15 protein-coding genes are annotated in these 24,972 nt (G+C 74.7%); 9 read left to right on the forward strand and 6 right to left on the reverse strand.

All coding sequences use genetic code 11. From position 1 onward, the window contains the following. The first annotated feature begins 2 nt into the window (after window positions 1-2). Genes V4Y03_RS02190 through V4Y03_RS02220 form a run of 7 tightly spaced genes read left to right on the forward strand, consistent with a single transcriptional unit; the run spans window position 3 to window position 10,780 of the window. The gene (locus tag V4Y03_RS02190) at window positions 3-1,469 is read left to right on the forward strand and encodes a glycosyltransferase family 4 protein (RefSeq protein ID WP_332433797.1); all 1,467 of its coding nucleotides are present in this window, start codon (window positions 3-5) and stop codon (window positions 1,467-1,469) included. Then, complete coding sequence (locus V4Y03_RS02195) at window positions 1,466-3,988, forward strand: lipopolysaccharide biosynthesis protein (RefSeq protein ID WP_332433798.1); 2,523 nt, start codon at window positions 1,466-1,468, stop codon at window positions 3,986-3,988. The genes V4Y03_RS02190 and V4Y03_RS02195 overlap by 4 nt, the downstream gene beginning before the upstream one ends. Continuing rightward, window positions 3,985-5,883 (forward strand): glycosyltransferase family 4 protein, encoded by a 1,899-nt coding sequence (locus V4Y03_RS02200; RefSeq protein WP_332433799.1) that lies wholly within the window; start codon window positions 3,985-3,987, stop codon window positions 5,881-5,883. Before V4Y03_RS02195 ends, V4Y03_RS02200 begins: the two co-directional genes overlap by 4 nt. Continuing rightward, a complete protein-coding gene (locus V4Y03_RS02205; RefSeq protein WP_332433800.1) occupies window positions 5,865-6,737 on the forward strand; it encodes a PIG-L deacetylase family protein in 873 nt (290 codons plus the stop codon). Before V4Y03_RS02200 ends, V4Y03_RS02205 begins: the two co-directional genes overlap by 19 nt. Next, entirely contained in the window at window positions 6,734-8,419 is a 1,686-nt protein-coding gene (locus tag V4Y03_RS02210; RefSeq protein ID WP_332433801.1) for a phospholipid carrier-dependent glycosyltransferase, read from the forward strand. Before V4Y03_RS02205 ends, V4Y03_RS02210 begins: the two co-directional genes overlap by 4 nt. Next, complete coding sequence (locus tag V4Y03_RS02215; RefSeq protein WP_332433802.1) at window positions 8,406-9,497, forward strand: glycosyltransferase family 4 protein; 1,092 nt, start codon at window positions 8,406-8,408, stop codon at window positions 9,495-9,497. Before V4Y03_RS02210 ends, V4Y03_RS02215 begins: the two co-directional genes overlap by 14 nt. Next, window positions 9,494-10,780 (forward strand): hypothetical protein, encoded by a 1,287-nt coding sequence (locus tag V4Y03_RS02220; RefSeq protein WP_332433803.1) that lies wholly within the window; start codon window positions 9,494-9,496, stop codon window positions 10,778-10,780. Before V4Y03_RS02215 ends, V4Y03_RS02220 begins: the two co-directional genes overlap by 4 nt. A 35-nt stretch (window positions 10,781-10,815) precedes the next feature. On the opposite strand, the gene V4Y03_RS02225 is transcribed toward V4Y03_RS02220, so the two are convergent. The 5 genes from V4Y03_RS02225 to V4Y03_RS02245 form a co-directional block, all read right to left on the reverse strand. Beyond that, the gene (locus V4Y03_RS02225; protein ID WP_332433804.1) at window positions 10,816-11,583 is read right to left on the reverse strand and encodes a class I SAM-dependent methyltransferase; all 768 of its coding nucleotides are present in this window, start codon (window positions 11,581-11,583) and stop codon (window positions 10,816-10,818) included. Beyond that, window positions 11,580-16,223, reverse strand: a complete 4,644-nt coding sequence (locus V4Y03_RS02230; RefSeq protein ID WP_332433805.1) for an aminotransferase class I/II-fold pyridoxal phosphate-dependent enzyme — start codon at window positions 16,221-16,223, stop codon at window positions 11,580-11,582. Before V4Y03_RS02230 ends, V4Y03_RS02225 begins: the two co-directional genes overlap by 4 nt. A 173-nt stretch (window positions 16,224-16,396) precedes the next feature. Continuing rightward, on the reverse strand, window positions 16,397-17,431 hold the full coding sequence (locus V4Y03_RS02235) for a LacI family DNA-binding transcriptional regulator (protein WP_332433806.1): 1,035 nt from the start codon (window positions 17,429-17,431) through the stop codon (window positions 16,397-16,399). A 92-nt stretch (window positions 17,432-17,523) separates the two neighbouring features. Further along, window positions 17,524-17,853 (reverse strand): putative quinol monooxygenase, encoded by a 330-nt coding sequence (locus tag V4Y03_RS02240; RefSeq protein WP_317873277.1) that lies wholly within the window; start codon window positions 17,851-17,853, stop codon window positions 17,524-17,526. A gap of 45 nt (window positions 17,854-17,898) precedes the next feature. After that, a complete protein-coding gene (locus V4Y03_RS02245) occupies window positions 17,899-18,660 on the reverse strand; it encodes an IclR family transcriptional regulator (RefSeq protein ID WP_332433807.1) in 762 nt (253 codons plus the stop codon). Window positions 18,661-18,849: 189 nt separating this feature from the next. Here V4Y03_RS02245 and V4Y03_RS02250 point away from each other — a divergent pair, with 189 nt between their 5' ends. Beyond that, window positions 18,850-20,586, forward strand: coding sequence for a VanW family protein (locus tag V4Y03_RS02250; RefSeq protein WP_332433808.1), 1,737 nt, complete (start codon window positions 18,850-18,852; stop codon window positions 20,584-20,586). A gap of 186 nt (window positions 20,587-20,772) precedes the next feature. After that, window positions 20,773-21,804 (forward strand): serine hydrolase domain-containing protein, encoded by a 1,032-nt coding sequence (locus V4Y03_RS02255; protein WP_332433809.1) that lies wholly within the window; start codon window positions 20,773-20,775, stop codon window positions 21,802-21,804. Between the two features lie 114 nt (window positions 21,805-21,918). On the opposite strand, the gene V4Y03_RS02260 is transcribed toward V4Y03_RS02255, so the two are convergent. Beyond that, window positions 21,919-24,903, reverse strand: a complete 2,985-nt coding sequence (locus V4Y03_RS02260) for an AfsR/SARP family transcriptional regulator (protein WP_332433810.1) — start codon at window positions 24,901-24,903, stop codon at window positions 21,919-21,921. Window positions 24,904-24,972 lie beyond the last annotated feature (69 nt).

Raw genomic sequence — 24,972 nt, forward strand, 5'->3', positions numbered from 1 at the left:
CCGTGACCGCACTCGACCGGCTCGCCCGTACCGACCTCGCCTTCCTCAACTGGCGCGACCCGGCCCACCCCGACGCGGGCGGAGCCGAGGCGTACTGCTGGGAGATCGCCCGGCGGTTCGCGTCGGCCGGAGCCCACGTCACCCTCGTCTCGTCGCGGTACCCCGGCTCGCGTGCCCGGGAGTACCGCGACGGGATCCGCGTCGTCCGCGCCGGCGGGACGTTCGGCGTGTACGGGGCCGCCGCGGCGCACCTGCTGCGGAACCGTCACGCGTACGACGCCGTGGTCGACTTCCAGAACGGGATCCCGTTCTTCTCGCCCCTGTTCACCCCCCGGTGGACCGCCGACATCTGCGTCATCCACCACGTCCACCAGCACCAGTTCGACACCCGGTTCCGTTGGCCGATGAACACGGTGGGGCGGGTCCTGGAGAAGCAGGTCAGCCGGCGGGTCTACCGGGGGCGCCCGGTGGTCGTCGTGTCACCGTCCACCCGTGAGGGCACCCGGCGCGAACTCGGCTTCGGCAACCCGATCCACATCGTGCCCAACGGGCGCCCCGACCCCTCCCTCACGGCCCCCGCCGGACGGCGCTCCGCGACCCCGGCGCTGACCGTGGTCAGCCGGCTGGTGCCGCAGAAGCGCGTCGACCTGGTCCTCCGGGCCGTGCCCGAGCTGCTGCGGCGGATACCGGAGCTGCGCGTCGACCTCTGCGGGGACGGGCCGGAGGGCGAGTCGCTGCGGAAGCTCGCCGCCGGGCTCGGCGTCGGGTCGGCCGTCGTCTTCCACGGACACGTCTCCGAGGAGCGCAAGCAGGAGCTGTTCCACCGGGCGTGGCTGACGGTCGTGCCCTCGGTCGCCGAGGGCTGGGGACTCGCCGTCATCGAGGCGAACGCCGTCGGCACCCCCGCGCTCGCCTTCGACGTGCCGGGGCTGCGGGACGCGATCCGGCCGGGGGTCAACGGGTGGCTCCTCGCACCCGACGCGGACCTGGCGGCCGGGATCGCCGAGGCGTTCGACGCCCTGGCGACGCCGGAGGCACGAGACCTCACGGCGGCCCGCTGCCGTGCCTGGGCGGCGGCCTTCTCCTGGGACGCCAGCGCCGAACGGCTCGCCCAGGTCGTCCTGGAGGACCTCCAGCGCATCCACCGCCACCGGCGCTCCCGCCGCTGCGCGAGCGACCTGTCCGTCGTCACCCGCTTCACCTCCCCGGACCCCGACGCCACCGAACGGGCGGTGCGGAGCTCGCTGCGCGAGACCGATGCCTGGCACCGGGACGGCGACGCCTTCCGACTGCTGCTCCACGGCTGCGACGAGGTAAGGGCGTTGAACGCGCTGAGCCGCCTCGACGTGGCGGAGGCCGCCGTCGCGAACGCCCGCATCACCCTGGCCAACGGCCATGACGTACTGCTCGGCGCGGCCGGCTCCGACGGGGGTTCCGGGCCCGGACCCTCGGGCGGGCGGCCGTCATGACCGCCGCCGCCGAGCGCCTCGCCGCCGAGCCGCGCACCGCCCACCCGGACGAGGTCACGGCCGTCCACGGCGCGCGCTGGATCGCGAGCGCGGTGGTCCTGGTCGGCGCCCTCAACTACGGGTACACCCTGGTCCTCACCCGGCTCCTCGACGTCGGCGAGTACGCCACCTTCGCGGCCGGCCAGGGGCTCGTCGTGTGCGCCTCGGCCGTGGCCGTGGTCACCGTGCCCTGGATGCTGGCGCAGGCCCTCGCACGGGCCCGCTCGGACGCCGAGCGCGGCGACGCGGTGCGGTTCGCCCTCGTCACCGCCGTCGCGGGCGGCGCCGGCGCCGCGATCGTGGTGGGCAGTGTCGCCGCGGGCTTCGCGAGCGCGGCGACGACGCTGGTGATCGCGGGCAGCACCCTCGCCGTCTATGTCACCCGGATCACCGCCGGCTGGCTCCAGGGCACCGAACGGCTGCGGACGCTGGCGGTCCTCACCGCGGTGGAGGCCGGTCTCAAGTTCGCCGTCGGGCTGTTCTTCGTCACCGCGCTCGGATTCGGCGAGACGGGCGCCCTCGCGGCCTTCGGGATCGCCGTCCTGCCGTACGTCCTCTTCCGGCCGCGCCGCTTCCACGGCGTGCCCCGCCGCCCCTGGCGGACCCTGACCGCCGACCGCGACCTGTGGCGCCGTGCGGCGGGTGTCGCCTCGCTCCAGGGCGTGGTGGCACTGCTCGCGTCCGTGGACATCGTGCTCGTCGCGATACTGCCCACCGACCGCTCGGCGGCGGCCAGTTACCAGGCGGCGGTGATGCTGGGACGGGTGCCGCTCTTCCTGGCCAGCGCCGTCTCGATCGCCTTCCTGCCCGCGCTGTCCCGGCGCCGGGCGGGCGATCCGCTGACGGCGAGCGCGCTGCGGATGTACCTGACGGTGGCACTGCCACTGACCGTGGTGGCCGCGACCGTGCCCGGGGATCTGATCACCAGGGTCTTCCCCGCCGGCTACACGATGATCTCCACCCTGATGGCCTGCACCGCGACGTCCGGGCTCGCCCTCGGCGCGCTCGCCCTGCTCGTGACCTTCGCGCAGGCGGTCAACGACTACGCCTGCCTGCGGACGCTGCTCGCCGGACTCGCCCTGTACGTGACGGGCCTGGCCTGCGGCTGGACCGTCGCCGGGGTGCTCGGCATGGCGGTCGGCGGGCTGTGCGGAACCGTCGGGGCCCTGGTCCTGCTCGCCGTGCGGCACGGCCGGCTGCACGGGTTCGGGGTGGCGGAGCGGCCGTTCGGGCGGGTCGTGCTGCCGCTCCTCGCCCTCGCCGGGGGCCTCGCGCTGCTCCGCCCGTACACCCTCGTCTGGTTCGCCGCCGCGCTGGCGGTCACGGGGGTCGCGCTGTGGCGCTTCTTCGGCCGGCGGCGCGGCCCGGCCGCTCCCGGGCCCGACCCCGAGGGCGGCGAAGGAAAGGAGTCCGACGTGAACGGCGACGACACAGTCCCTCCGGGCGGAGGCGCGAAGCCCCTGGCGGAGCCGCCGCCGACGCCGTCCGGGACACCGGGGGCCCGGGCCGCGGCCCACGACGAGCGTTCCGTGCCGCTCCTCGTCGACGCCGTGTGGCGCGGCCGGGTCCGGCCCGCCGGTGACGAGGAGCTGCTCGGAGCGCTGGCCGCGGCCCGGCTCAACCAGGTGGAGGGCCGGCTGGCCCGCGCGTACCCCCGACAGCTGGGGGCCACGCTCACCGAGGTCGAGCGCGCGACGGGCCTGTTCCGGCGCAATCTCGTCGAGTCCACGCGACTGCTGCGGGCGGCCGGCGTCCCGACCGTCCTCATCAAGGCGGATCTGGCCGGGGACTACGTGTACGGCAACTTCGACCTGGTGGTGCCGCCGGGGCGGCTGGGCGCGGCGCAGGCCGCCCTGGACGGCTGGTACGCGCACCGGACGACGTACTGGCTGGAGCGGACGAGCAAGGTGCTCCTGGAACCCCCGACGGGTCCGGCCGCGCATCTGCACGGCTCGGTCTCGTGGTTCGGGGTGCAGATCCTGCCGACCGAGCAGCTGTTCGCCCGAGCGCGACGGCCCGAGGACGCGAACGGCGGCCACGCCGAAGGCGCCGGGCACACGAACGGCGACGGGAGCGGGAACGGCTACGCCTGGCTGACGCCGTGTCCCTCCGACCGGCTGCGGATCTGGCTCGCTCACGCGCTCTTCCAGAACCTCACCCTCGACCTGTCCGAACTCCTCGCCCTGCGGGCCCTCCTGCGCCCCGACGTCCTGGCCGAGGCACACCGTGAGGCCGCGCGCGAGGGCTGGAGCACGGGCGGCCACGAGGCCCTCGCCACCGCCGTGGAGGCGATGGCGCGCCTGGACCGGGGCGAACCCGTCCCTCTCCCCCTGCCGCTGCCCGTGCGGACCTCCCTGCGGGTGGGCGCCGAGCACAGCGGCCACCTCCTGGGCGAGGGACGGCTGCGGGCCGCGACCCGTGAGGCCTCCCTCCGGGTGCCGCTCGTGGTGACGAAGAGACTGCGGAGGCGGGTGCCATGACCACCACGGGTGCCGAGAGGCCCACCACGGGTGCCGGGAGGCCCAGGAGTGCCGGAGGCAGGTCGCGGCGTCCCCTGCTCGTCGCCGTCTCCGGACCCGACGGCTCGGGCAAGTCCTCGCTGGTCGCCCGGCTGAGGCCGCTGCTCGGCGAACGCGGTCTCACCGTGGTCACCACCCACTGCTACGGCTGCTTCCTGTGCCGCGGTCTCCCGGTTCCGCCCCGGCTGGGAGAGCCGGGGGAACCGGGTGGGGGCGAGTGGGCACGGCGCGCCGGGGATCCCGAGCGCCGGGGATCCCGGCTGCGCCGTGTCCACGCGTTCGTGGACGCCGGCGAACTCGCCGCCCGGATCGCCGCCGCCGGGCTGGTCGCCCGCACGCGCGCGCGTGCGCACGGCCGGCGGGCGGTGGTCGTCACGGACCGGGGTCCGCTGGACGGCCTGGTGAAGTTCGACCTGCCCGAGGGTTCGCGGGCGGCGTCCGTCTACCTCCGGATCGCCCGCCGCTACCGGCTGACCCTGCTCGTACAGACCGGCCCTGACACCCTCCGTGGCCGGGGCTGGGAAGAGGTCGCCGGGCCCCCGACGGCCTGGTGGACGCGGTACCGGGGCTGGTCGCGGCGGCTCTCACGGATCACACGGATCGACGGCGAGCGGCCCCCGTCCCTGGTGGCGGCGACGGCCCTCGACCGGATCCTCGAAGAGGTACGGGAGCGGGAGCTGCCCCACGAGGAGTCCGGGAGGCCCGCCCGGCGGCACGTGGTGGTGTCCAGCTACGACGACGCGGAGAACCCCGCCTACCGGGGCGGCGGCGCCCTGGTGGTCGGCAAGGTGGCCCGGCGGCTCGCCGAGGACTACCGGGTGACCGTCGTGACGGCGGGCCGGAGCGGCGGCTCCGAGGAGCGCGACGGCGTCCGGTACGTCCGGCTGCCGGTGGGCCGCGCCGGACCGCGCGCCGGACAGCTGCTGTTCCTCGCGATGCTGCCGTTCGTGGCCCGCCGCATCCCGCACGACCTGTGGCTGGAGAGTTTCACTCCCCCGTTCTCGACCAGCTTCCTGCCGCTGACCACGGGCGCCCCCGTCATCGGCATCGACCAGGGCCGCAGCGCGGAGGCCCTGTGGCGCCGCTACCACATCCCGTTCTTCCTGGTCGAGCGGCTGGGACTGCGCTGCTACCGGCACATCGTGGTGATGAACACGGCCGACGGCGCGGTGGTCCGCCGGCTCAGTCCCCGCGCCGACGTCCAGGTCATCGCCAACGGCGTGGAGCCGCGCGCGCTCGACGAGACCGGCCTCGGATCCGGGCAGTTCATCCTGTTCCTGGGCCGGATCGACACCTGGACCAAGGGCCTGGACCTGCTGCTCGACGCCTATGAGCGCGCCGCGCCGCCGCTGGACCTGCTCATCGCGGGCCGCGGCACCGCCGCCGAGGAACGACGGCTGGCCGCGCTCGTCGACGCCCACGGCCACGGGCCCGAGCCGCGGATCCACTGGGTGGGGTACGCCGAGGAGGAGCGCAAGCGGCAGCTCCTGCGCGACAGCGCCTTCCTGGTGATGCCGTCCCGGCACGAGACCTTCGGCCTGGTGGCCCTCGAAGGCATGTCGTACGGGAAGCCTGTGCTCCACTTCGACCTGCCCGCGCTGCGCTGGATGCGCGACGGCGGCGACGTGGCCGTGCCGCCCTTCGACGTGGCGGCGCTCGCGGAGCGGATGGGCGAGCTGGCCACCGACGCGGCACTCCGCCGCCGGCTCGGCCGCCGCTCCGGGCTCGCCGCCCGGCACTACACCTGGGACGAGATGACGGGCCGCTACCTGGCCCTGGCCCACCGGCTTCTGGACACTCCGGCCGGCCCCCGCCGACCGAGGAAGAGGGGTGCGTCATGGCAGACGACCCGCTGACCGGGTTCGTACGGACCGTCGTCGGATCGGGCGTCCCGGTCCTGGTGCTCTCCCCGCACCTGGACGACGCCGTGCTGTCCTGCGGCGGGCTGCTCGGCTGGGCGGGGCGGCGGGCGCCGGTGACCGTCGCCACGCTCTTCACCCGGGCCGCGCCACCGCCGTACACCCTCTCCGCCCGCCAGTACCTCAAGCAGACCGGCGCCGAGGACGCCGAGAGCCTCTTCGCCGAGCGGCGGACGGAGGACCGGCGGGTCCTGGAGCGGCTCGACGTCCACTGGCGTCACGTCGGCCTGGTCGACGGTCTCTTCCGGCGGCTGCCGCGGCCCCGGCCGGGCACGGAACGCCTCTCCCGGCTGCTGCCCGAACTGGCGCACGTGTACCCGACGTACCGGCTGCACCTCGCCCGGGGCCGGGTCTCCCGCTACGACGACGAGACCCTGCGCGCGGTCGGGGCGACCGTCGACGCCCTGCTGCCCGGCTCCACCGGCGGGCTCGTCCTCGCGCCGCTGGGCGTGGGCGGGCACGCCGACCACGTCCTGGTGCGCACCGCCGCCGAGCGGTGCGGGCGCCGGGTCGTGTACTACAGCGACTTCCCGTACGACCAGCACGCGGCCCCCGACCCGGGGTTCACCGGCAGGCACCGGCTCGTGGCCCATTCCTGGGAGCGGGGCCTCGACCGCAAGGCGGAGCTGATCCGCGGTTACCGGACGCAGGCGGACGCCCTGTTCCCCGGGGGCCGCGTCCCGCGCGCGCCCGAGGTGTACCTGCTGCCCGAGGACGGTCCGTGGGCCACCGATCCGCGCCGCGCGCGGGCCCCCGGTCTCGGGCTCCACACCGCCGGAGGCGTGTCATGACCGTCGAACGCACCGCCCCCGTGGCCGCCGGGACCGAGGCGGCGGCGTCGGAGACGTCACCGCGTCCGCGTCGGCGGATACGGCGCGGCCCCCTCCCCACGTACGTCTACGCGGCGCTGGCCGCGGTGCTCACCACGGTCCTGCGCCTGCTGGAGATCAGCCGCGCCGGGGACCTGTTCGTCGACGAGCCGATCTACCGCCGGCTCGGGGACAGTGCCGCCGCGGGCGGCTTCCCCGGGGACGACGAGGGCCTGTTCTTCCTCCACCCGCCGGGCTACTTCTATCTGGAGGCCGGCTGGACGAAGGTGGTCGGGCAACACGCGGACGTCATCGCGGGCGTGCACTCCTCCCGGGTGCTCAACGCCCTCCTGGCCGGGGGCACCGCCGCCCTGCTGGTCTTCCTCGTGGCGCGCGTCCGGTCGCGCGGCGCGGGCGTGCTCGCGGGCCTGGTGTTCGCCCTGGACCAGTTCTGCATCCGCCAGAACAACCGGGTGCTGCTGGAGACGGCGACGATGATGTGGGTCCTCGCGGGCATGCTCGTCCTGCTGGGACTCGCCCGGTCCGGTCCGACCGCACGGCCCCGGGCACGCGCCCTGCTCGCCGGACTGTTCTTCGGGCTCGCGATCCTGACGAAGGACCACGCGGTGCTGATCACCGTGCTGCCGCTGCTCGCCGCCCTCGCGCTCGGCTGGGGTCCACCCCGCCGACTGGTCGCCCTGGCCGCCTCGGTGGCGGTCCTCATGTACGCCGGGTACGTGGCTCTGGTGGCCGGATTCGGGCACATGGACGCCTTCTGGGAGGCGAAGACCTCCGGTGTGCGTCGGCTCATCGGGATCGTGCAGGAGACCGGCTTCAACGCCGCGGGCACACCCTCCCTCTCGGGCCGGCTCGTCGCCGAACTCCCCGGCTACGCGAGCACCTACGTGCTGCTCGCGCTCACCCCGGTGGCCCTCGTGCTGCTCCTGCGCCACCGGGAGCCGATGTACCGGCTGCTCACGCTCTTCCACATCTCGGCGATCCTCACCCTCGGGTACGCCCTCGCCATCGGCACCCTGGAGGAGCAGGCGCTCTATCTGCTGTTCGTGCCGAACCTGGTGGCGCTCGCCGTCACCCTGCCGGTGCCGTCCCGCCACCGGCGCGGACTGCGCCTGGTGGCGTGCGGCGCGCTCGTCGCCCTGCTCGCCGCCCCGGCCGCGGTGTACGCCCGTGACCGGTGGACTCCCGACGACGGCTTCGCCCGGCTCCGGGCGTATGTGCTCACCCACGTCCCGGCGGGCAGCGGCATCGTGACCGTGGACGGCCAGCGGACCCGGGGCGTGACCACCTGGGCGCTGGAGGACACCTACCGGCTCGGCCACTGGGTGACTCCGGGAGAGCGGGCCGCGAACGGCGCCGGGTACCTGATCGTGCCCTGGCGGGTCATCGAGCAGGGCTACGGGCGTTCCTCGGTCGCGGAGGTCCACGGGCTGACGGACGGCCTGCGGCCGGTGTTCGTGTTCCACGGGCCCACGTACGGCACGCTCGCCCTGTACCGGCTGCCCGCGCCGCTGCCGGGACCGAGCCTGACGGCAGTCGCCGTGCCGGGCTCCGCCGTGACGGGGCCGCTGCTTCCGGCGCCCGGTCCGACGGCGGCGCCCGTGCCGGGGCCGCCGGTCACGGAGGCGGGCGATGCGCCACGGTGACCGGCCCCGCGTCCTGCTCCTGACCAGCAGCCCGCTGGACGGGTCGGAGGGCGGTGACGTGCGGCTCGCCTCCGATGTCCTCGGGTCCCTGCCGGACGTGGACTTCGTCTGGTTCTCCCAGTGGCCGCGCCGCCGGCAGGCTCCGCCGGCCCGCGGGCGGCCGGTCCGCCTCCTCTCCCGCGACGGCGTGCCGCACGTGCCGGAACGGGTGCAGTCGGCCCTCCTCGGGGCCGTGTTCGCCCGCCGGGTCGACCTGGTGCACGCCTTCCTGACGATCGGCCGCACCTTCCCGGCGTTCTCGTGGCTGCGCCCGCTGCTGCTCGGCGGGCGGCCGGTGGTCCACACGGTGCCGGGGGTGATGGACAACCGGTTCCTGGCCCGCACCCGGCCGCTGGGCACCACGATCGCCCTCTCGGAGTCGATGGCGCGGCGGCTGCGGGCCGCGGACTTCGGGGACGTGCGCGTGGTGCCGCCGATGATCGGCCTGGACGCCTGGCCGTACCTGCCGCGCCCCGAGGGCTTCCCGACGGTCCTGTTCGCCGGGCACCACGATCCCGACGGCGGGGCGGAGATCGCGATCGACGCGGCGGCGGAGGCCGTGCGGGCCGGGGCCCGGTTCCGTCTCGTCCTCGCGATGCGCGGACGGCCGGGGCAGGACCCCGGCGCGCTCGACGAGGCGCTGCGGGAGCGGGCCGGGGCCTCGGGCCTCACGGACTTCGAGCTGCTCGGCTACGTCGACGACATGCACGCGCTCCTCGCCTCGGTCCATGTGCTGCTGTTCCCTCCGGCGGTGCTCGGCGGCAAGGCGGACATCCCGCTCACCGTCCTCCAGGCGCTCGCCTCGGGGCGGCCCGCGATCCTCAGCGACCTCCCGCAGTTCGCGGACTTCGGCCACGCGGTGCTGCGGGCGCCGGCCGGTGACGCGCGGCGCACCGGGCAGCAGCTGGCCTGGCTGCTCGACCAGCCGAGGTCCTGGGACGTGCTCGCGGAGCGGGGCCGCTCCCTCGTCGAGGAGCACTTCGGGCCCGAGCGCTTCGCGGCCCGCTACGCGGCGCTCTACCGGGAGCTGCTGTCATGACGGCGCGGAGGTGGCCGGGGCGCCGGGGCGGGGTGGCCGCCCTGGCGGTCCTCACGGTCCTCCTCCTGCTCGTGGGGGCGTTCGGTCTGCTGCGGCACGTGGGGCAGGGGCGGGAACCGGCGCCGGGGCTGTACTGGTACGGCACCCTCCAGACCGAACCGGACCGGGCGCTCACCGAGTACCGGAACGGCATCCGGGTGGCGCATCTGCAGATCGACTGGGGCCGGCTCGAACCGCGGCAGGGCGTGTACGACGAGGGGTACGCGCGCGAGGTGCGTGCCCGGCTCGACTCCTTCCGGTCGGCGGGGCTGCTGGTCGAGGCGGGGCTCGGCCTCAACCATCCGCCGCCCTGGCTGCCGGACGCCTTCCCCGAGTCGGTCTTCGAGAACCAGTACGGCGAGCGGTCCACCGGCACCCCGAACATCGTGTTCAGCCGACCCGTACGGGATCAGGTCGCCGAGTACGTGCGCGCGGTGGACCGGCTCATCGGGCTCGGCCACGTCTGGGCGATCCGGATCGGCGTCAACGAGAACGGCGAGTTCGCCTATCCCTCGCCGCTGTCGGGGAGCGGCGGCCCCGGTGAGTTCTGGGCGTACGACAACCACGCCCAGGCGAGCAGCCCGTACCCGGGATGGCGGCCCGGGGAGTCCACGTACCACGGGAAGCCGTTCACCCGTGAGCAGGTGGCGCGCTGGTACGACTGGTACACCGGGGCGCTGGCCGGGGCCGTGAACTGGCAGCTCGACCTGTACACCTCGCTCGGGTACCGGGGGGCGCTCAAGGTCCTCGTCCCGGGGGCGGGTTTCTACCCCTCGGACCTGCGGGCGGCCGTGAACGCGCGGCTCGCCGGCTCGCCGTCGGTCCGGCTCGTGGCGCGGGGTGCCGGCTTCTTCCTGACGCTCCCCCTGGTCGAGCACCGGGACACCGTGCGGATCGTCACGACGGCGCTGGTGGACGGCACGGGCGACCCGGCCGACAACGGCTGCTCGCCCGGCGACGCGCGGACGGACGTGTCCGCGCCGGCCGACGCGGCGGTGCGCGGCTGGTCCTCGGCGCGCTGGGTGGTGGCGGTGGCCCGGAGCGCGGGCTTCACCCGGCTGGCCGGCGAGAGCGCGGGGCCGCAGGTGTCCCCGTACCGCCCGGGGGTGACGGAGGCGGCCTTCCGGCAGATGTCGTCCTGCGGGCTCGAAGGGATGATGTGGGCCTTCGACCGGCATCTGTACGACGGGACGCCGGGGTCCTCGCTGGCGGAGTACGCGGACACGATCCGGCGCCACGTCTGAGGTGCCGCCGGGGGGGTCCCGGCGCCGTCGGGTCGTCAGGCCGGCCGTTCGGCGGTGAGGAGCAGGATGCCGGTGTCCCCGTACTCGGGCAGTGTGCGGTCCTTCGCCAGCCGGGCGATCCGCAGCCGGGTGGTGCGGGGCGCGAACACGGCGCGCAGGGCGGCCTCGTCGACCGGGCAGGCGGGCCAGACCGGTCCGGTGCCGATGCGGTAGCTGGGCATGCGTTCCATGAAGGCGGCGAGGAGCAGGCCGCCCGGCCTGACCGCGCCGACGAACGCGGCGCACAGGGCGGCGAACTCGTCGAAGTCCTCGGTGACGCTCTCGGCGACGAAGTTCATCGAGGCGAGGTCGTAGCTGTCCGGGACCAGGTCGCCGGCGGCGCCGGGCACGACCCGTACGGGGCGGAGCGCCTCCATGAGGGTGGCCGGGAGGGCGGGGACGAGGGAGCGGCACAGGGCGTAGAAGGGCTGCCAGCTCTCGTCGGGACCCCGGTCGAGCTGGCGGCGCAGGTAGTCGGCACCGGCGGCGCCGGGTTCGAGGGCGTCGACGCGGCGGCTCGCGGCGCCCGCGAGCATCAGCGGGTAGAGGTTGGGGCCGGCGCCGAGTTCGAGGGTGTGGGCCAGGCTGTGGGGGGCGTGGCGCCGGTAGACGGCCGCGTGGTGGCGGATGACGCCGATGTCGCAGGGGTGGAGCTGCCGGTAGTTCTCGGCGAGGTAGTCGGTGACGGGCCAGGCGTCCCAGTCGGCGTCCCGGTTGCGGCGGACCCGGGTCCGGTCCGCCGGGGGCGGCGCTTCGCCCCTCATGGCTCCGCCGTCCGGCCCGCGGCGACGGGGCGGGCGGGGCGGAGCCGGAAGCGCCCGGCGAGTTCCGTGAGGGCCTGGCACAGCTGGTCGATCTCGGCGTCGGTGTTGGCGGCGGTGATCTGGATGCGGAAGCCCACCTGCTCGCGCGGGACGAGCGGGTAGGCGGCGAGCGTGACGTAGATGCCGCGCTCCCAGAGGAAGGCGGCGACGTCGTCGAGGTCGTCGGCGTCCCCGAGGGGGATCTCGACGATCGGCAGCCCGTCCCTGTTGGGGGTGGCGACCCCGAGGGCCCGTACATGGGCGAGGAGGCGGGCCGTCATGGCGTACAGCCGGGCCCTGATCTCGTCGCCGCGCTCCTCGTTGACGTCGAGTCCGGCGAGCGCGGTGGCGAGCGAGGCGGTCGGTGAGGGCCCGGAGTAGAGGTACGGGGCCGCCGCCACCTTCAGATGGTCCTTGAGCCACTTCGGGACGGCGAGGAAGGCCAGCAGGGAGGAGTACGCCTTGGAGAAGCCGCCGACGAGGACCAGGTCCTCGTAGGTCTCGCCGAGGTGGCGGACGATGCTGTTGCCGCGGGTGCCGTACGGGCTGGTCTCGCCGGGGCTGCGCTCGCCGATGACGCCGAAGCCGTGGGCGTCGTCGACGTACAGGAGGGCGCCGTTCTCCCGGCAGATCCGGGCCAGGCCGGGCAGGTCGGGGAAGTTTCCGGTCATGCTGTTGACGCCGTCCATGCAGACGAGCCGGCCGGCGTCGGCGGGGGCGCCGCGCAGCAGCGCCGCCAGCTCCTCGGGCCGTTCGGCGTGGAAGCGGTGGATCTCGGCGCCCTGGCCCCGGGCGGAGACGCAGCCGTCGTACACGGTGCGGTGCGCCTGTGCCTCGACGAAGACCTGTCCGGTGCCCGCGAGGAGGGGGATCACCGACTGGTGGATGAGGGTGATGGTGGGCAGCAGCAGGGTGTCGGGGGCGCCGAGGAGTTCGGAGAGCCGCTCCTCGATCCGGGGGTAGAGCCGGGGGCTGCCGATGAGCCGGGACCAGCTGGGATGGGTGCCCCACCGTCTGACCTGCGGTTCGATCGAGGCGATGACCGTCGGGTCGAGGTCGAGGCCCAGGTAGTTGCAGGAGGCGAAGTCGACGAGCCAGTCGTCACCGACCCGGATGCGGCGGCCGTCGATCTCGTCGATGACCGCGTCGCACATCGGGCTGGTGTGCTGGAGGTGTTCCAGGTCGCGCCAGCGGGAGGCGCGCGGGAGGCGCCGGACGGGGCCGGACGGACCGGCGGAGGCTCCGGTCGACGGGCGGGCGGGCGCCCTCGCCGACAGCCGGACGGAGGGCCGGACGGAGGCGCCGACGCCGGCCGGGCGGACGGCGAGCCGTTCGGCGCCGGAGGGCGCGCGGTGCAGGTACGACTCCGCCTGGTGGGCGGTCATGGGCCGGGCGAAGAGGAAGCCCTGCCCGTACCGGCAGCCCATCTCGGCCAGGAGCGCCCGCTGTTCCTCGTGCTCGATGCCCTCGGCGACGACCTGGAGGCCGAGCACGTCCGCGATGCGCACGATGCCCTCGACGAGCGCCACCTGCTGGGGGTCGGTGGTGATGTCGTCGATGAACGACTTGTCGACCTTGAGGACGTCGATGGGGAACTCGCGGAGGTAGCTCAGCGAGGAGAACCCGGTGCCGAAGTCGTCGATGGCGATGGAGACGCCCAGGTCCTTGAGGGCGGCCATGGTGGTCCGGATCTGGGCGTCCCTGCGCATGAGGACGCTCTCGGTGAGCTCCAGGACGAGCGAGCCCGGCGCGAGCCCCGAGGAGCGCAGGGTGCGCCGTACGCCTTCCAGGAAGCCGGGGTCGCGGAACTGGCGGGCGGAGACGTTGACACTGGCGTACAGGGGGGCCTTGCCGGGGCGGGCGCGCTGCCAGCGGGCGATGTCGAGCGCGGCGTGTTCGAGGACCCAGGCGCCCAGCGGCATGATGTGGCCGCTCTCCTCCGCGAGGGCGATGAACTGGTCGGGAGGCACCAGGCCCCGCCGGGCGTGCGGCCAGCGGATCAGCGCTTCCAGACCGGCCGGGGCGCCGCCGCTGACCTCGACGATCGGCTGGTAGCGCAGGGCGAACGCGTGGTCGGCGATGGCCGTTTCCATGCCCGCCTGGAGTTCGTGCCGGGCGACGAGCCGCGAGTGGAACTCCGGGTGGAAGAGCCGCCATCGCTTCTTGCCGGCCGCCTTGGCCGCGTACAGGGCGAGGTCGGCGTGGCCGAGGAGTTCCTCGGCGTGGGCGCTGTCGAGGACGGTCGCGATACCGACGCTGGTCGACACCGAGACCGCGCCGTCGGTCAGGTGGAAGGGCTGGCTGAGGGTGTGCACGATCTCCGCCGCCAGGGCCTCGGCGTCGCGGGGTTCGCGCGCGCCTTCGATGAGGACGGCGAACTCGTCGCCGCCGAGCCGGGCGGCGGTGTCGGTGAGCCGCAGCACGGAGGTGAGGCGGCGGGCGACGGCGACGAGGAGTTCGTCGCCGACGGAGTGGCCCATGGTGTCGTTGACGACCTTGAAGTCGTCGAGGTCGACGAAGAGCATGCAGGTCAGGGTGGATTCGCGGCGGCCCCGGAGCAGGGCGCGCTCGACCCGTTCGAGGAGGAGGACGCGGTTGGGAAGCCCGGTGAGGGAGTCGTGGAAGGCCCGGTGGGTCAGTTCCCGTTCGAGTTTCCGCTGCTCGGTCACGTCCCGGAGGGTGAGGACGAGTCCGTGGACGGTGCGCTCGTCGCGCAGGTTGCTGCAGCGGACCTCGACCTCCAGGTCGGCCGAACCGCCGTGGAGGAGTTTCCAGTCGTCGCGGGCGTCGACGGCGGAGCGGGAGCGCGCGTCGGCGAGGACGCGGAGCGCGGCGGGGACGTCGGCGGGGGCGATGAGGTCGGTGAGCGGGGTGCCGGGGAGCAGGGAGCGGCCGAACGTGGTCTCGGCGGAGGGGCTGGCGTACCGGACGGTGTCGTCGTCGTCGACGATGAGGATGACGTCCGAGGTGTTGTGCACGAGGGTGCGGAAGTAGGCCTCGCTGGTCCGGCGGTTGACCTCCTCGCTGAGCGCGAACCGTTCGAGGGCCAGGGCCGCCTGGGAGGCGAGGGACTGGGCCGGGCCCGAGATCTCGGCGAGCTTCTTCTCGGGGCCCGCGACGACCAGGACGCCGAGCAGGGGTTCGGGGCCGGCCGGGGCCTGGAGCCGCAGGGGGCAGAGCAGGGCGTACGGCTCGGGGGCGACCTCCGCCGCGACGGCGGGGTCGAGCCGGTTCACCGGGACGAGCCGGGTGCCGTCGGCGACGGCCTCGTGCCAGGCCGGGCCGGGCGGCGGGGGCGAGGCGCCGGCGGAGGGCCGGGACGGGGCGGCGGCGGCCCGTGACGACACGTCGGGCCGTACCCGGAGCGGGTCGGTGGTGGGCCGGGACGGCTCGTCGGTCCCGTGGCGGATCAGTTCCCCCGTACGGCAGCTCCAGGGGTGGCTCGCGGTGGCCACGGCGTTGAGGTCGCCCCGGCGGTCGCGGGTGAGGAGGAGGACCCGGTGGCCGGTGCCGGGGCCGAAGAGCGTCGCGGACGCCGTCTCCACGGCTCCGCCGACCTCGCGGGGGCTGAGGGCGGCGACGAGGGAGGCGGCGGCGACCCGGAGGCTGCGCTCGCGCGCCTCGGCCTTGCCGTGGTCGTTCATCATGCCCCAGAGCCGGACCAGGACGAGAACGAACATCAGGGCCGAGAAGATCGCGATGACGGCGATGTCCCGGTCCCCGTCGTGGCTCAGCGACTGGAGGAGGAGCAGGACGGGCGCGACGAGCGAGGCACCCGCCAGCAGGGCGAGGCGCCGCTCGGCCACGTGCGGCGCGGGTTCGGGGGCACGCTCGGTGAGGCGGGTCATCGACGGGTGGAGGGCGGCGAGGCCCCAGGCGGTGAAGAAGACGACCCAGCCGAGGTCCCAGGCCGTGCCGACCTGCCAGGTGCCCTTGAGCTGGAGGGTGCCGTAGATGACGTCGGAGGCGAGGATGCCGCAGGTGCCGAGGGTGAGGAGCTGCACGGAGCGGGTTCTGAGGCCGCCGGGGACGAGGAGCCGGGCCAGCATCGCCAGCATCAGCACGTCACCGAGCGGGTACGCCATGGAGATGGCCTTCTCGGTCCAGCTCATGCCCTCGCTCCTGGCCAGCGGGGTGATGAGGTTGACCCAGGAGAGCAGCGCGAGGCCCGCGGTGAGGATCAGCGCGTCGAGGACGACGCCCAGGTCACGGCCGACGGCCCGGTAGCGGATGAAGCCGAACAGGCCGACCGCGAACAGCGGGTACGTGGCCAGGTAGAGGGCGTCCGCGACGGAGGGGAACGGTCTGGTCTGGCCGTAGAAGGCCTCCAGAGCGTTGTACGCGGTGTCGCCGCCGACGAAGGTGAGGTTGGCGGCGGCGAGCACGAGCCAGGGCCAGCGCCGGGACGGCCTGTGGATCCGGACGCCGACGAGGATGGCGACGACGCCGCCGAGTCCGATGAGCGCCCAGAGGATGGTGTGGCGGGAGGGGAACTGGAGGTAGGCGACCGTGAGAAGGACGACCACCAGGACGTACAGCAGGGTCCACCGGCGCAGTGCCCCGGTCGCGGCGAGCGGCCGGTTCGGCTGGCGCAGCGGCATCGTCGACCCCCTTGCCGGGTCGGACGCCGTCGGGAGCGCCCTGGTCGCGGTTCGGACCCCGTACGGTGTCCATTCTCCGGGGCGCCCGGGGCGGGTGCATCTCGGCGGCGATCTCGGGGCGGTTCCCGCGGGGTGACCCGGTGCGCGAGCCCGCCTCGCGGGGCGAGGGGCTGTCAGGAGGAGGCGCGGACCACGAGTTCCGTCGGGAGCATCCGGCGGGGCTGCTCGTCCGGGTCGCCGGGTGCGGCGATCTCCTGGAGCAGCAGCCGGGCCATGGTGCGGCCCATCTCCTCGATGGGCTGGCGGACGCTCGTCAGCGGAGGGTCCATGTGCCGGGCGACGGCCGAGTCGTCGACGCCGACGAGGGCCACGTCCTCGGGGACCCGGCGGCCCGCCTCGCGCAGGACGCCGCGCGCGCCCGCGGCCATCACGTCGGAGGCGGCGAACACGGCGTCCAGGCCGGGCCTGCGGTCGAGGAGTTCCCGCATGGCCCGCCGGCCGCCCTCCTCGGTGAAGTCCCCGTCGGCGACGAGCGCGTCGTCGGGAACGAGTCCGGCCCCGGTCAGGCCCTCGCGGTAGCCGTCGAGCCGGCAGCGGGCCACGTACATGTCGAGGGGGCCGGTGATGGTGGCGATCACGCGCCGGCCGCGCCCCGCGAGGTGGGCGACGGCGGTCCGGCCGGCGCCGGTGTTGTCGGAGTCGACGAAGGCGACACGTTCGTCCTCGGTGCGACGGCCGTTGAGGACGGCGGGCAGGCCGAGGGCGCGGACCTGGTCGGGCAGCAGGTCCTCACCGTGCACGGAGACGAGGAGGACGCCGTCGACGCGCTGGGCGGCGAGGTACTGCTCGAAGCGCTGGCGCTCCTGCTCGCTGCGGATCAGGGTGAGCAGCAACTGCTTGTCGGCGTCGGCGAGTTCACTGCTGACGCCACGGATGATGTCGAGGAAGTACGGCTCCGCGAAGAGCCGGGCCTCGGTCTCGGGGATCACCAGGGCGACGGCGTCGGTACGGCTGCCGGCCAGGGCGCGGGCGGCCCGGTTGGGGACGTAGCCGAGTTCGGCGACGGCCCGTTCGACGGCGGCCTTGGCCTGCTCGCTCACCCGGGGGGAGCCGTTGATGACCCGGGACACGGTGCCGCGGCCGACTCCCGCCCTGGCCGCGACCTGCTCCAGGGTGGGCCTGCCGGTCTGCCGCCCGCTCGACGCCATGTGCCGCTTCTCCCCTCGGGCCGGCGCCCCGCCTGCCTGTGCGTGCGAACCTATCAGGCGGGACTGCGGCCCCCGGGGCCGTGGACGGCGGCTCAGGCGCCGGTCGGGGCCAGCTCCGCCATGGCGCCCCAGCCCTGCTGGGGCACCTCCACGTTGATGATCTCGGGGGTGGTGGCGATGGCTCCGGCCATGGCCTCCAGACCGGCCTTGAAGTGCGCGGAGGCGACGTGGGCGGCGCCCGCTTCGCCGTCGGCGAAGGCCTCGAGGAGGACGAAGACGTTCGAGTCGTCGACGCTGCGGGACCAGTCGAAGAAGAGGTTGCCGGGCTCCTCGCGGGTGGCGCGGGTGAAGTCGGCGACCAGGTCGAGCCAGCGGTCGGCGTGGTCGGGGCGGGCGGTGAACCGGACGGCGATGAAGATCATGCGTCCAGCCTGCGCTCGGCCGGCGGGCGCCGCCAGCCGGCCCCCTCAGGATTCCGGCAGGGCCGGAAAGTCCGGTACGGCGCGGGCGAGGGCCGCCCGGATCACACCCTGCCGCCGGCCGAAGTCGGCGGTCGGCAGCGAGACGGAGAGCGCGTGCACGATGCCGTCGCCGCGCTCGGGCAGGGTCACGGCGAGACAGGTGTACGCGAGGTCCGCCTCGCCCACCGACACGGCGAAGCCCTGCCCGCGCACCCGGTCGACCTCGGCCTCGAAGCGCTCGGCGCTGGTGATGGTGCGCTCGGTGAACCGGGCCATCCCGTGCTCCGCCAGATAGCGGCGGCGCAGCGGGCGCGGCAGGGCGGCGAGCAGCGCCTTGCCGTGGGCGGTGGCGTGCGCCCGGTCCTCGGGTCCGGGAGTGAAGGGGTGGGCGGCGTCGGTCACCGGGGCGGTGGTGTCGACGACGGTGATCAGGCCGTCGCGGTACGCGGTGTGGTACGCCTCCGCACCGGTGGCCCTGCGCAGCCGGCCGAGGAGGTCGCCGGTCCCTGCGCCGAGCCCGTGGTGCCGCTGGTGGGAGCGGTACAGGGCCGGGACGCGGGGGCCCGGGGCGTACCCCTCGGCGGTGCGGACGAGGTAGCCGCGGGCGAGGAGGGGCCCGGTGAGGTGGTACACGGTCGAGAGGGCGCAGCCGAGCCGCCGGGCGAGCGCCTTCGCCCCGACGGGCCGGTCGGCGTCGGCGACGGCGTCGAGGACGGCGAGGGCCCGGTCGACGGACCGGGGCCCGGAACTCGGGGACGCATCAGGCACCGCTCCAGCTTAGACCGACCGGCAAATGGGGGGAGCGCGGTCGCGGGCCTCCCAGCCCCGCCCGGCACTCTCCGCACCCGCACCCCTCCCCTCCGTATCCCCGCAGGTCAACCGGCCTTATGTGCATATGGCACTCTTTCGGCGTACCGTCGAGTGGTTCCCCCCATCCTCGACGCCACGGGAGAGCGTGTGCCCCGCTCCAGGACCGACCATGCCCCACTGCCCCGGCAGGGGCGCCGTCCTCGCCTCCGGACGGCGGCGATCGCGACGGGTGTGGTCGCCGTCGCCGCGGGCGGCCTGTACGTCGCGGGTCTCGCCGCGACCGGCGACGACATATCCGCCGGCACCCGTGTCGACGGCGTGGACATCGGCGGCATGAGCCGGGCGCAGGCCCAGGCCAAGCTGGCGGCCGAGGCCCCGGCCTCGTGGAACGCGCCGATACCCGTGCGGGTCGGCGACAGCGCCACCACCGTGGCCCCGGCCGCCGCCGGCCTCACCGTGGACCTGGCGAAGACCGCCGACCTGGCCGCCGATCCGGCCCGTGACCCCTTCACCGTCATCGGGCGGCTCTTCTCGTCCGGCGAGCGCGACATCCGGCCCGTCTACGCGTACGACGCCGCCAAGGCGAAGGCCACCGTGTCGACGCTGGCCGAGAAGAACGACCGGGCGGTACGCGAGGGGTCCGTGGCCTTCCGCGACGGCAAGGCCGTCGCGACGCACCCGGTGACGGGGCAGAAGCTGGACACCGGGCAGGCCGTCGAGACCCTGCGCGCCGCCTACCCCGCCACCGGCGCCTCGGCGGTGAACCTGCCCGTCACGATGACCGAGCCGAAGCTGCCCGCGACCGAGGTGTCCCGCTTCCTCGACTCGTACGCGAAGCCCGCCGTCTCCGGCCCGGTGACCCTCACCGCCGGCCAGGAGCGGCTGCGGATCTCCCCCGCGACGCTGAGCGACCACCTCACCGTGAAGACGGAGAACGGCCGGCTCACTCCCGCGCTCGACGCGGAGGCGCTGCTGCGTGATCCGGACGTGGCCCGGCCGCTCGCCGCGCTGACCGGCGCGCCCGTCGAGGCGAGCCTCGGGGTCAGGGACGGCAAGGTCGTGGTGGAGTCCGAGGGCCGGCCGGGGCACGAGGTGACCGCGAAGGCCCTCGGGGACGCCGTACGCCCGCTGCTCACCAAGTCCGGCACGGCCGCGCGGACCGCGCCGGTGGCCACCACCGTCACCGAGCCCGAGCTGAGCGCGGGCTCCCTCGCGCGTCTCGGCATCACCGAGCAGATGTCGACCTTCACGGTGAACTTCCCGAGCGCGCCGTACCGGACGACGAACATCGGCCGGGCGGCCGAGCTGATCAACGGCTCGCTGGTACAGCCGGGCGAGGTGTGGAGCTTCAACAAGACGGTCGGCGAGCGGACCGCGGACAACGGCTTCGTCGACGGCACCATGATCCTGGACGGCCAGTACCGGTCGGCGCCCGGCGGTGGCGTCTCGGCCATGGCCACCACCATGTTCAACGCCATGTTCTTCGCCGGGGTGAAGCCCGTGGAGTACGGCGCCCACTCCTTCTACATCGAGCGCTACCCGGCCGGCCGTGAGGCGACCGTCGCATGGGGCTCGCTGGACCTGAAGTTCCGCAACGACACCGGCAAGCCGATCTACATCAAGGCGGGCGCGACCGACACCTCGGTCACGGTGAGCTTCCTGGGCACGAAGAAGTACGACTCCGTGGAGGCGGTCGCGGGACCGCGCACCAACCTCACGCAGCCCTCGAAGCGCGAGGGAACCGGTGAGGCCTGTGTGCCGCAGCCGCCCCTCGAAGGCTTCGACATCTCGGTGGACCGGGTGTTCAAGAACGGCGGCGCCGAGGTCAAGCGGGAGACCTTCAAGACCCACTACACCCCGCGCGACGAGGTGATCTGCAAGTAACGCGGGCGGCGGCTCGGGGGCGCGTACGGCAGATGACCGGCACGCGTCCGTCGGGGGGTACGGATGAGGCGCCCGGGGTCTTCCCGTGACGGAAGGGTGTCTTCCCGTACCGCCGGGGCATGACTCCGGAGCGCGGCCCGCCAGGTCCCCGGGGCCCCGCCCCCGCAGACCCGTCGGAGGCCCGCCTTGGCAGTGCGCAGCGATCCCATCGAGCGGCTGCTGGGTGACGCGGCCCGCTCGGGTGTGTACCCGGGCGCCGCGTGGGCCGTGGGTGACGCCCGCGGCACCCTGTCGGACGGCGCCGTCGGACTCCTCGACCCGGCGCGGCCCGGGGAGCCGATGCGCCCCGACACCCTGTTCGACGTCGCGAGCCTCACCAAGATCCTCGCCGTGTGGGCCGTGACCGGGACCCTCGTGGACGCCGGGAAGCTCGACCTCGCGGCGCCGCTCGGCTCCTACTGGCCCGAGGCGGCGGGGCGTCCCCTCGCCGGGGTCACGGCGCACCACCTCCTCACCCACACCGCGGGCCTGCCGCTCCGCGCCAACCTCCGGCACCTGTACGGCTCCGATCCGCAGGACGTCAGGGACGGCGTCCTCGCGGAGCCGCTGCGGCACCGGCCGGGGGAAGCCGTCGCGTACACCGACCGGGCGGCGCTGGTCCTCGGCTACCTCGCCGAACACCTCACCCGCACCCCGCTCCCCCGGCTCGCCGGGGAACGCGTCTGGGCGCCGCTCGCCATGCCGGAGACCCGGTACGGTCCGCTGCCCGCGGCGATCAGGGAGCGGTGCGCGCCCACCGAGTACGACGAGGGGACCGGCGCCCCGCTCCAAGGCACCGTCCACGACTTCTCGGCCCGGCTGCTCGGCGGGGCCTGCGGGATCGCCGGGGTCTTCACCACCACCGCGGACATCGGCGGGTTCCTGCGCCATCTGCTCGCCCCCGTGCCCGGCACCTTCTCCGCCGGCTGGACCGCCGACTCGCTCCGGGTCCGCACCGGTGAACTCGACCCGCCGCGCGGGCTGTTCTGGCACCCGGCACCGGGCACGGATCCGGCGGACGGCGTGTGGGCGCACTTCGGCTTCACCGGTACGGGGATGTGGGTGTCACCGGCCCGCGGGCGGTGGGCGGTCCTGCTCACCAACCGGCTCCGCCTCACCCGTGACCCGGGCCCGCTGGCCCGGGTCAGGGACGTCTTCCGGGCGCTGGCCTTCCCCTGACCGCCGGAGCCGGCCGCCTTCGTCCTCCGCGTCCCGGTCGTCCCAGGGACGTCCCGGGCATTCCCGGGTGCCGTCCGGGACGGCCGTGGACGGCCCCCGCGCCGGGCCGGGTTGCTACGTTCCTGCGGGAAGGGCCTCCAGGCCTTCGAGGCTCTCCGTAATCCGCTTGGCCAGGTTGTGCTCCCGGGCCAGCCGAAGGCAGTTCTCCCAGGTCTCGCGGGCGGCCTCCCACTCGGCGAAGTGGTGGTGGGCGCGGGCGGTGAAGACCAGGCAGTCGGCGGTCCCGCCGACGTCGTTCATCCGGTGCCGGATGCCGAGCGCCTCCGCGAGGGCGGCGAAGGCCTCGTCGCGGTGCCCCAGACCACGGAGGATGTCGCCGTACTTGGTGAGAGAGGTGGCCAGGAACAGCCAGTGGCCGTCCGTGCGCAGCAGCTCGATCACACTGAGGAAGTCAGCCGCCGCCCCTTCGAGATCGCCGAGCAGCTGCCGGGCGTCCGCGATCCGGCTGAGGACGAGGGCCTCGCCCCGGCTGCTGCCGCGCTCCCGGGGGAGGTCGCGTTCGGCCTTCCGGTAGAGGTCGCGGGAGAGTTCGGCGTGGGAGAGCGCCCGTTCGGCGTCCTCGATCTGGGCGTAGAGGGACGACATGTTGCCGAGGATGGACGCCTGGGCCAGTACGTCCCCGCGCTCGGTGAACAGCTCCAGGGCGATACGGAGGTGGTCGAGGCAGGCCTCGTTGCGGAAGGCCATGCCGTGGGCGACGGCCATGCGCCGGTGCAGCCAGGCCTGGCCCAGCGTGTCGCCGTGGGCGCGGGCGATGTCCATGGCCTGCCCGAGGCAGGTGTCCCACTCGGCCGTCCACCAGTGCGTACCGGCGTAGCCGAAGAGTCCGACGGCGAGCCGCCAGGCCAGGTCGGAGCGGCCCAGTTCCCCGGCGCGGGTCAGGGCGTCCTGGATGGCGGGGAGTTCCTTGGCGGTCCAGCGGATCGCCTCGTCGTCGTCGGCGAACTCGGGCAGGGCCAGGGCCGTCCCGGTCTGTCCGTCGAGGGGTGGCGGGGACTGCGTCTCGCGGGTGGCCACGCTCGAGGCGGTGGCGAGGGCCGTGGCGTACCAGGAGAGCAGGCGCAGGACGGCCGTGGTGCGTTCGGCCTCGGTGTCCTCCTCGTCGCCCCGGTGCCACGCGTACTCGCCGAGGAGGTCGTGGAGCACGTACCGGTCGGGTTCGGGGGTGAGGACGAGATGGGCGTCGGCCAGGACGTCGAGCACGGCGGCGGCGCGGCCCTCGGTGATGTCGAGCAGCGCGGCGGCGGACTGGGGGGTGACCTGGTGGCCGGACCAGTTCCGGCCGAGGAGCCGGAAGGCGCGGGCGCCCTCGCGTTCCAGGGGCTGGTCGCTGTCCCGCATGGCCACGTAGCTCATGGCGAAGGTCCGCTGGACGTCGAAGTCGCCCATGGCGAGGGTCTCCAGCCGGCCCCGGTGCGGGGTGAGGCGCTTCGCGAGGAGCGCGAGGGGCCAGGAGGGGCGGGAGGCGAGCCGGCCGCCGACGATGTGGAGGGCGAGCGGCAGGCCGCCGCAGGCGTCCATGATGTCGGCCAGCGCCTCGGGCTCCTGCCCCACGCGCTCGGCGCCGGCGAGCCGGGCGAGGAGGGCGTGCTGGTCCTGGGCGGCCAGCGGGTCGAGCGGGACCGTGACGGCGCCCGGCAGGTCGGCGAGCAGCTGGCGGCTGGTGATCAGTGCGGCGCTGGGCCCGCCGGCGGGGAGCAGGGGCGCGACGTGGGCGGCGCTGCGCGCGTTGTCGAGGACGAGCAGGACCCGGCGCTCGGCGAGCGCGGCGCGGAAGAGGAGGGCGCGGTCGTCGGTGTCCTCGGGCAGGGTGTCGTGGCGCACCCCGAGGTCCGAGAGGAAGCGGGCGAGCAGTTCGTTGGCCGTCCGCGCGCCGTCGACGCAGTAGCCGCGCAGGTCGGCGTAGAGGGCGCCGTCGGGGAACGCCTCACGGACGCGGTGGGCCACGTGGACGGCGAGGGCGGTCTTGCCGATGCCGCCCATGCCGGAGACGACGACGGGCCGGACACGAGCGGGCGCCTCCGGCTCTCCGCCGACGCCGGACGAACCGCCGGTGCCGTACGTACCCCCGGTTGTGGCCGGGCTCCCGGGCCCGGAGACACCATCGGTCCCGTACGCACCCCCACCGCCCCCCTCGTCCCGCGCCTCCGGCGCGCCGAGCAGCGCCCGTACCCTCGCGACCTCGGCCGTACGGCCCGTGAAGGTGTCGCCCTCGCACGGCAGCTGGAAGGGCGGGCGCGGTGCGGCGGTGCGTGCCTGGGCGCGCGGGCGGGGGCCCGGGTCCCCGGCGAGGACCTCTTCGTGGGCCCGCTGGACGGCGACGCTCGGTTCGGTGCCGAGTTCGTCGACGAGGCTCCGGCGCAGCCGGTGGTAGACGGCGAAGGCCTCGGCCTGGCGGCCGGACCGGTGCAGGGCGAGCATCAGCCGCTGGTGGAAGCCCTCGCGCAGCGGGTGCTCGGCGGCGAGGGTGCTGAGCGGGGCGACGGCGTCGTGGTGCCGCCCCAGGCACAGTTCCGCGTCGAAGCTCCACTCCAGGGCCTGGAGGCGGGCCTCCGCGAGCTGGTGGACGCGGAGCAGGGGCCCCTCGGCCTCGGCGAAGGGGGCGAGGTCGGCGAGGGGTGTGCCGCGCCACAGGCCCATGGCGAGCGCGACCTCGCGGCGGACGCCCTCCCACTCCTCCCGCCGGTGCGCGAGCTGTACGGCCCTGACGTGGCCCTCGAAGACGTCGGCGTCGAGTTCGCCCTCGTGGACGAGCAGCTGGTAGCCGGGGGCGACGGTGCGCAGGCGTTCCTCGGGACCCCGGTCGACGGCGGCGAGGGTGCGCCGCAGCCGGGTGAGGTGGTTGGCGAGGGCGGCGTCGGCGCTGGCGGGGACGGAGGCGCCCCAGAGGGCCTCCTTGAGGGCGTCCCGGGAGACGGTGCGGTTGGCCTGGAGGAGGAGCGCCGCGAGGAGCACCCGGACCTTGGGGCCCGGCACCGGTCGCAGCTCCGTCCCGTCGTGGACGACGAGCGACCCGAGCAGCCCGAACTTCACCACCATGCCCCCGCATCAAGGTAGGCGGGCCCGCCCGCCTACCGGCGGTTCCCGACGGGTCCCATCGTACGGTTC

This window comes from Streptomyces sp. P9-A4 (genome assembly GCF_036634195.1).
Classification (GTDB): domain Bacteria; phylum Actinomycetota; class Actinomycetes; order Streptomycetales; family Streptomycetaceae; genus Streptomyces.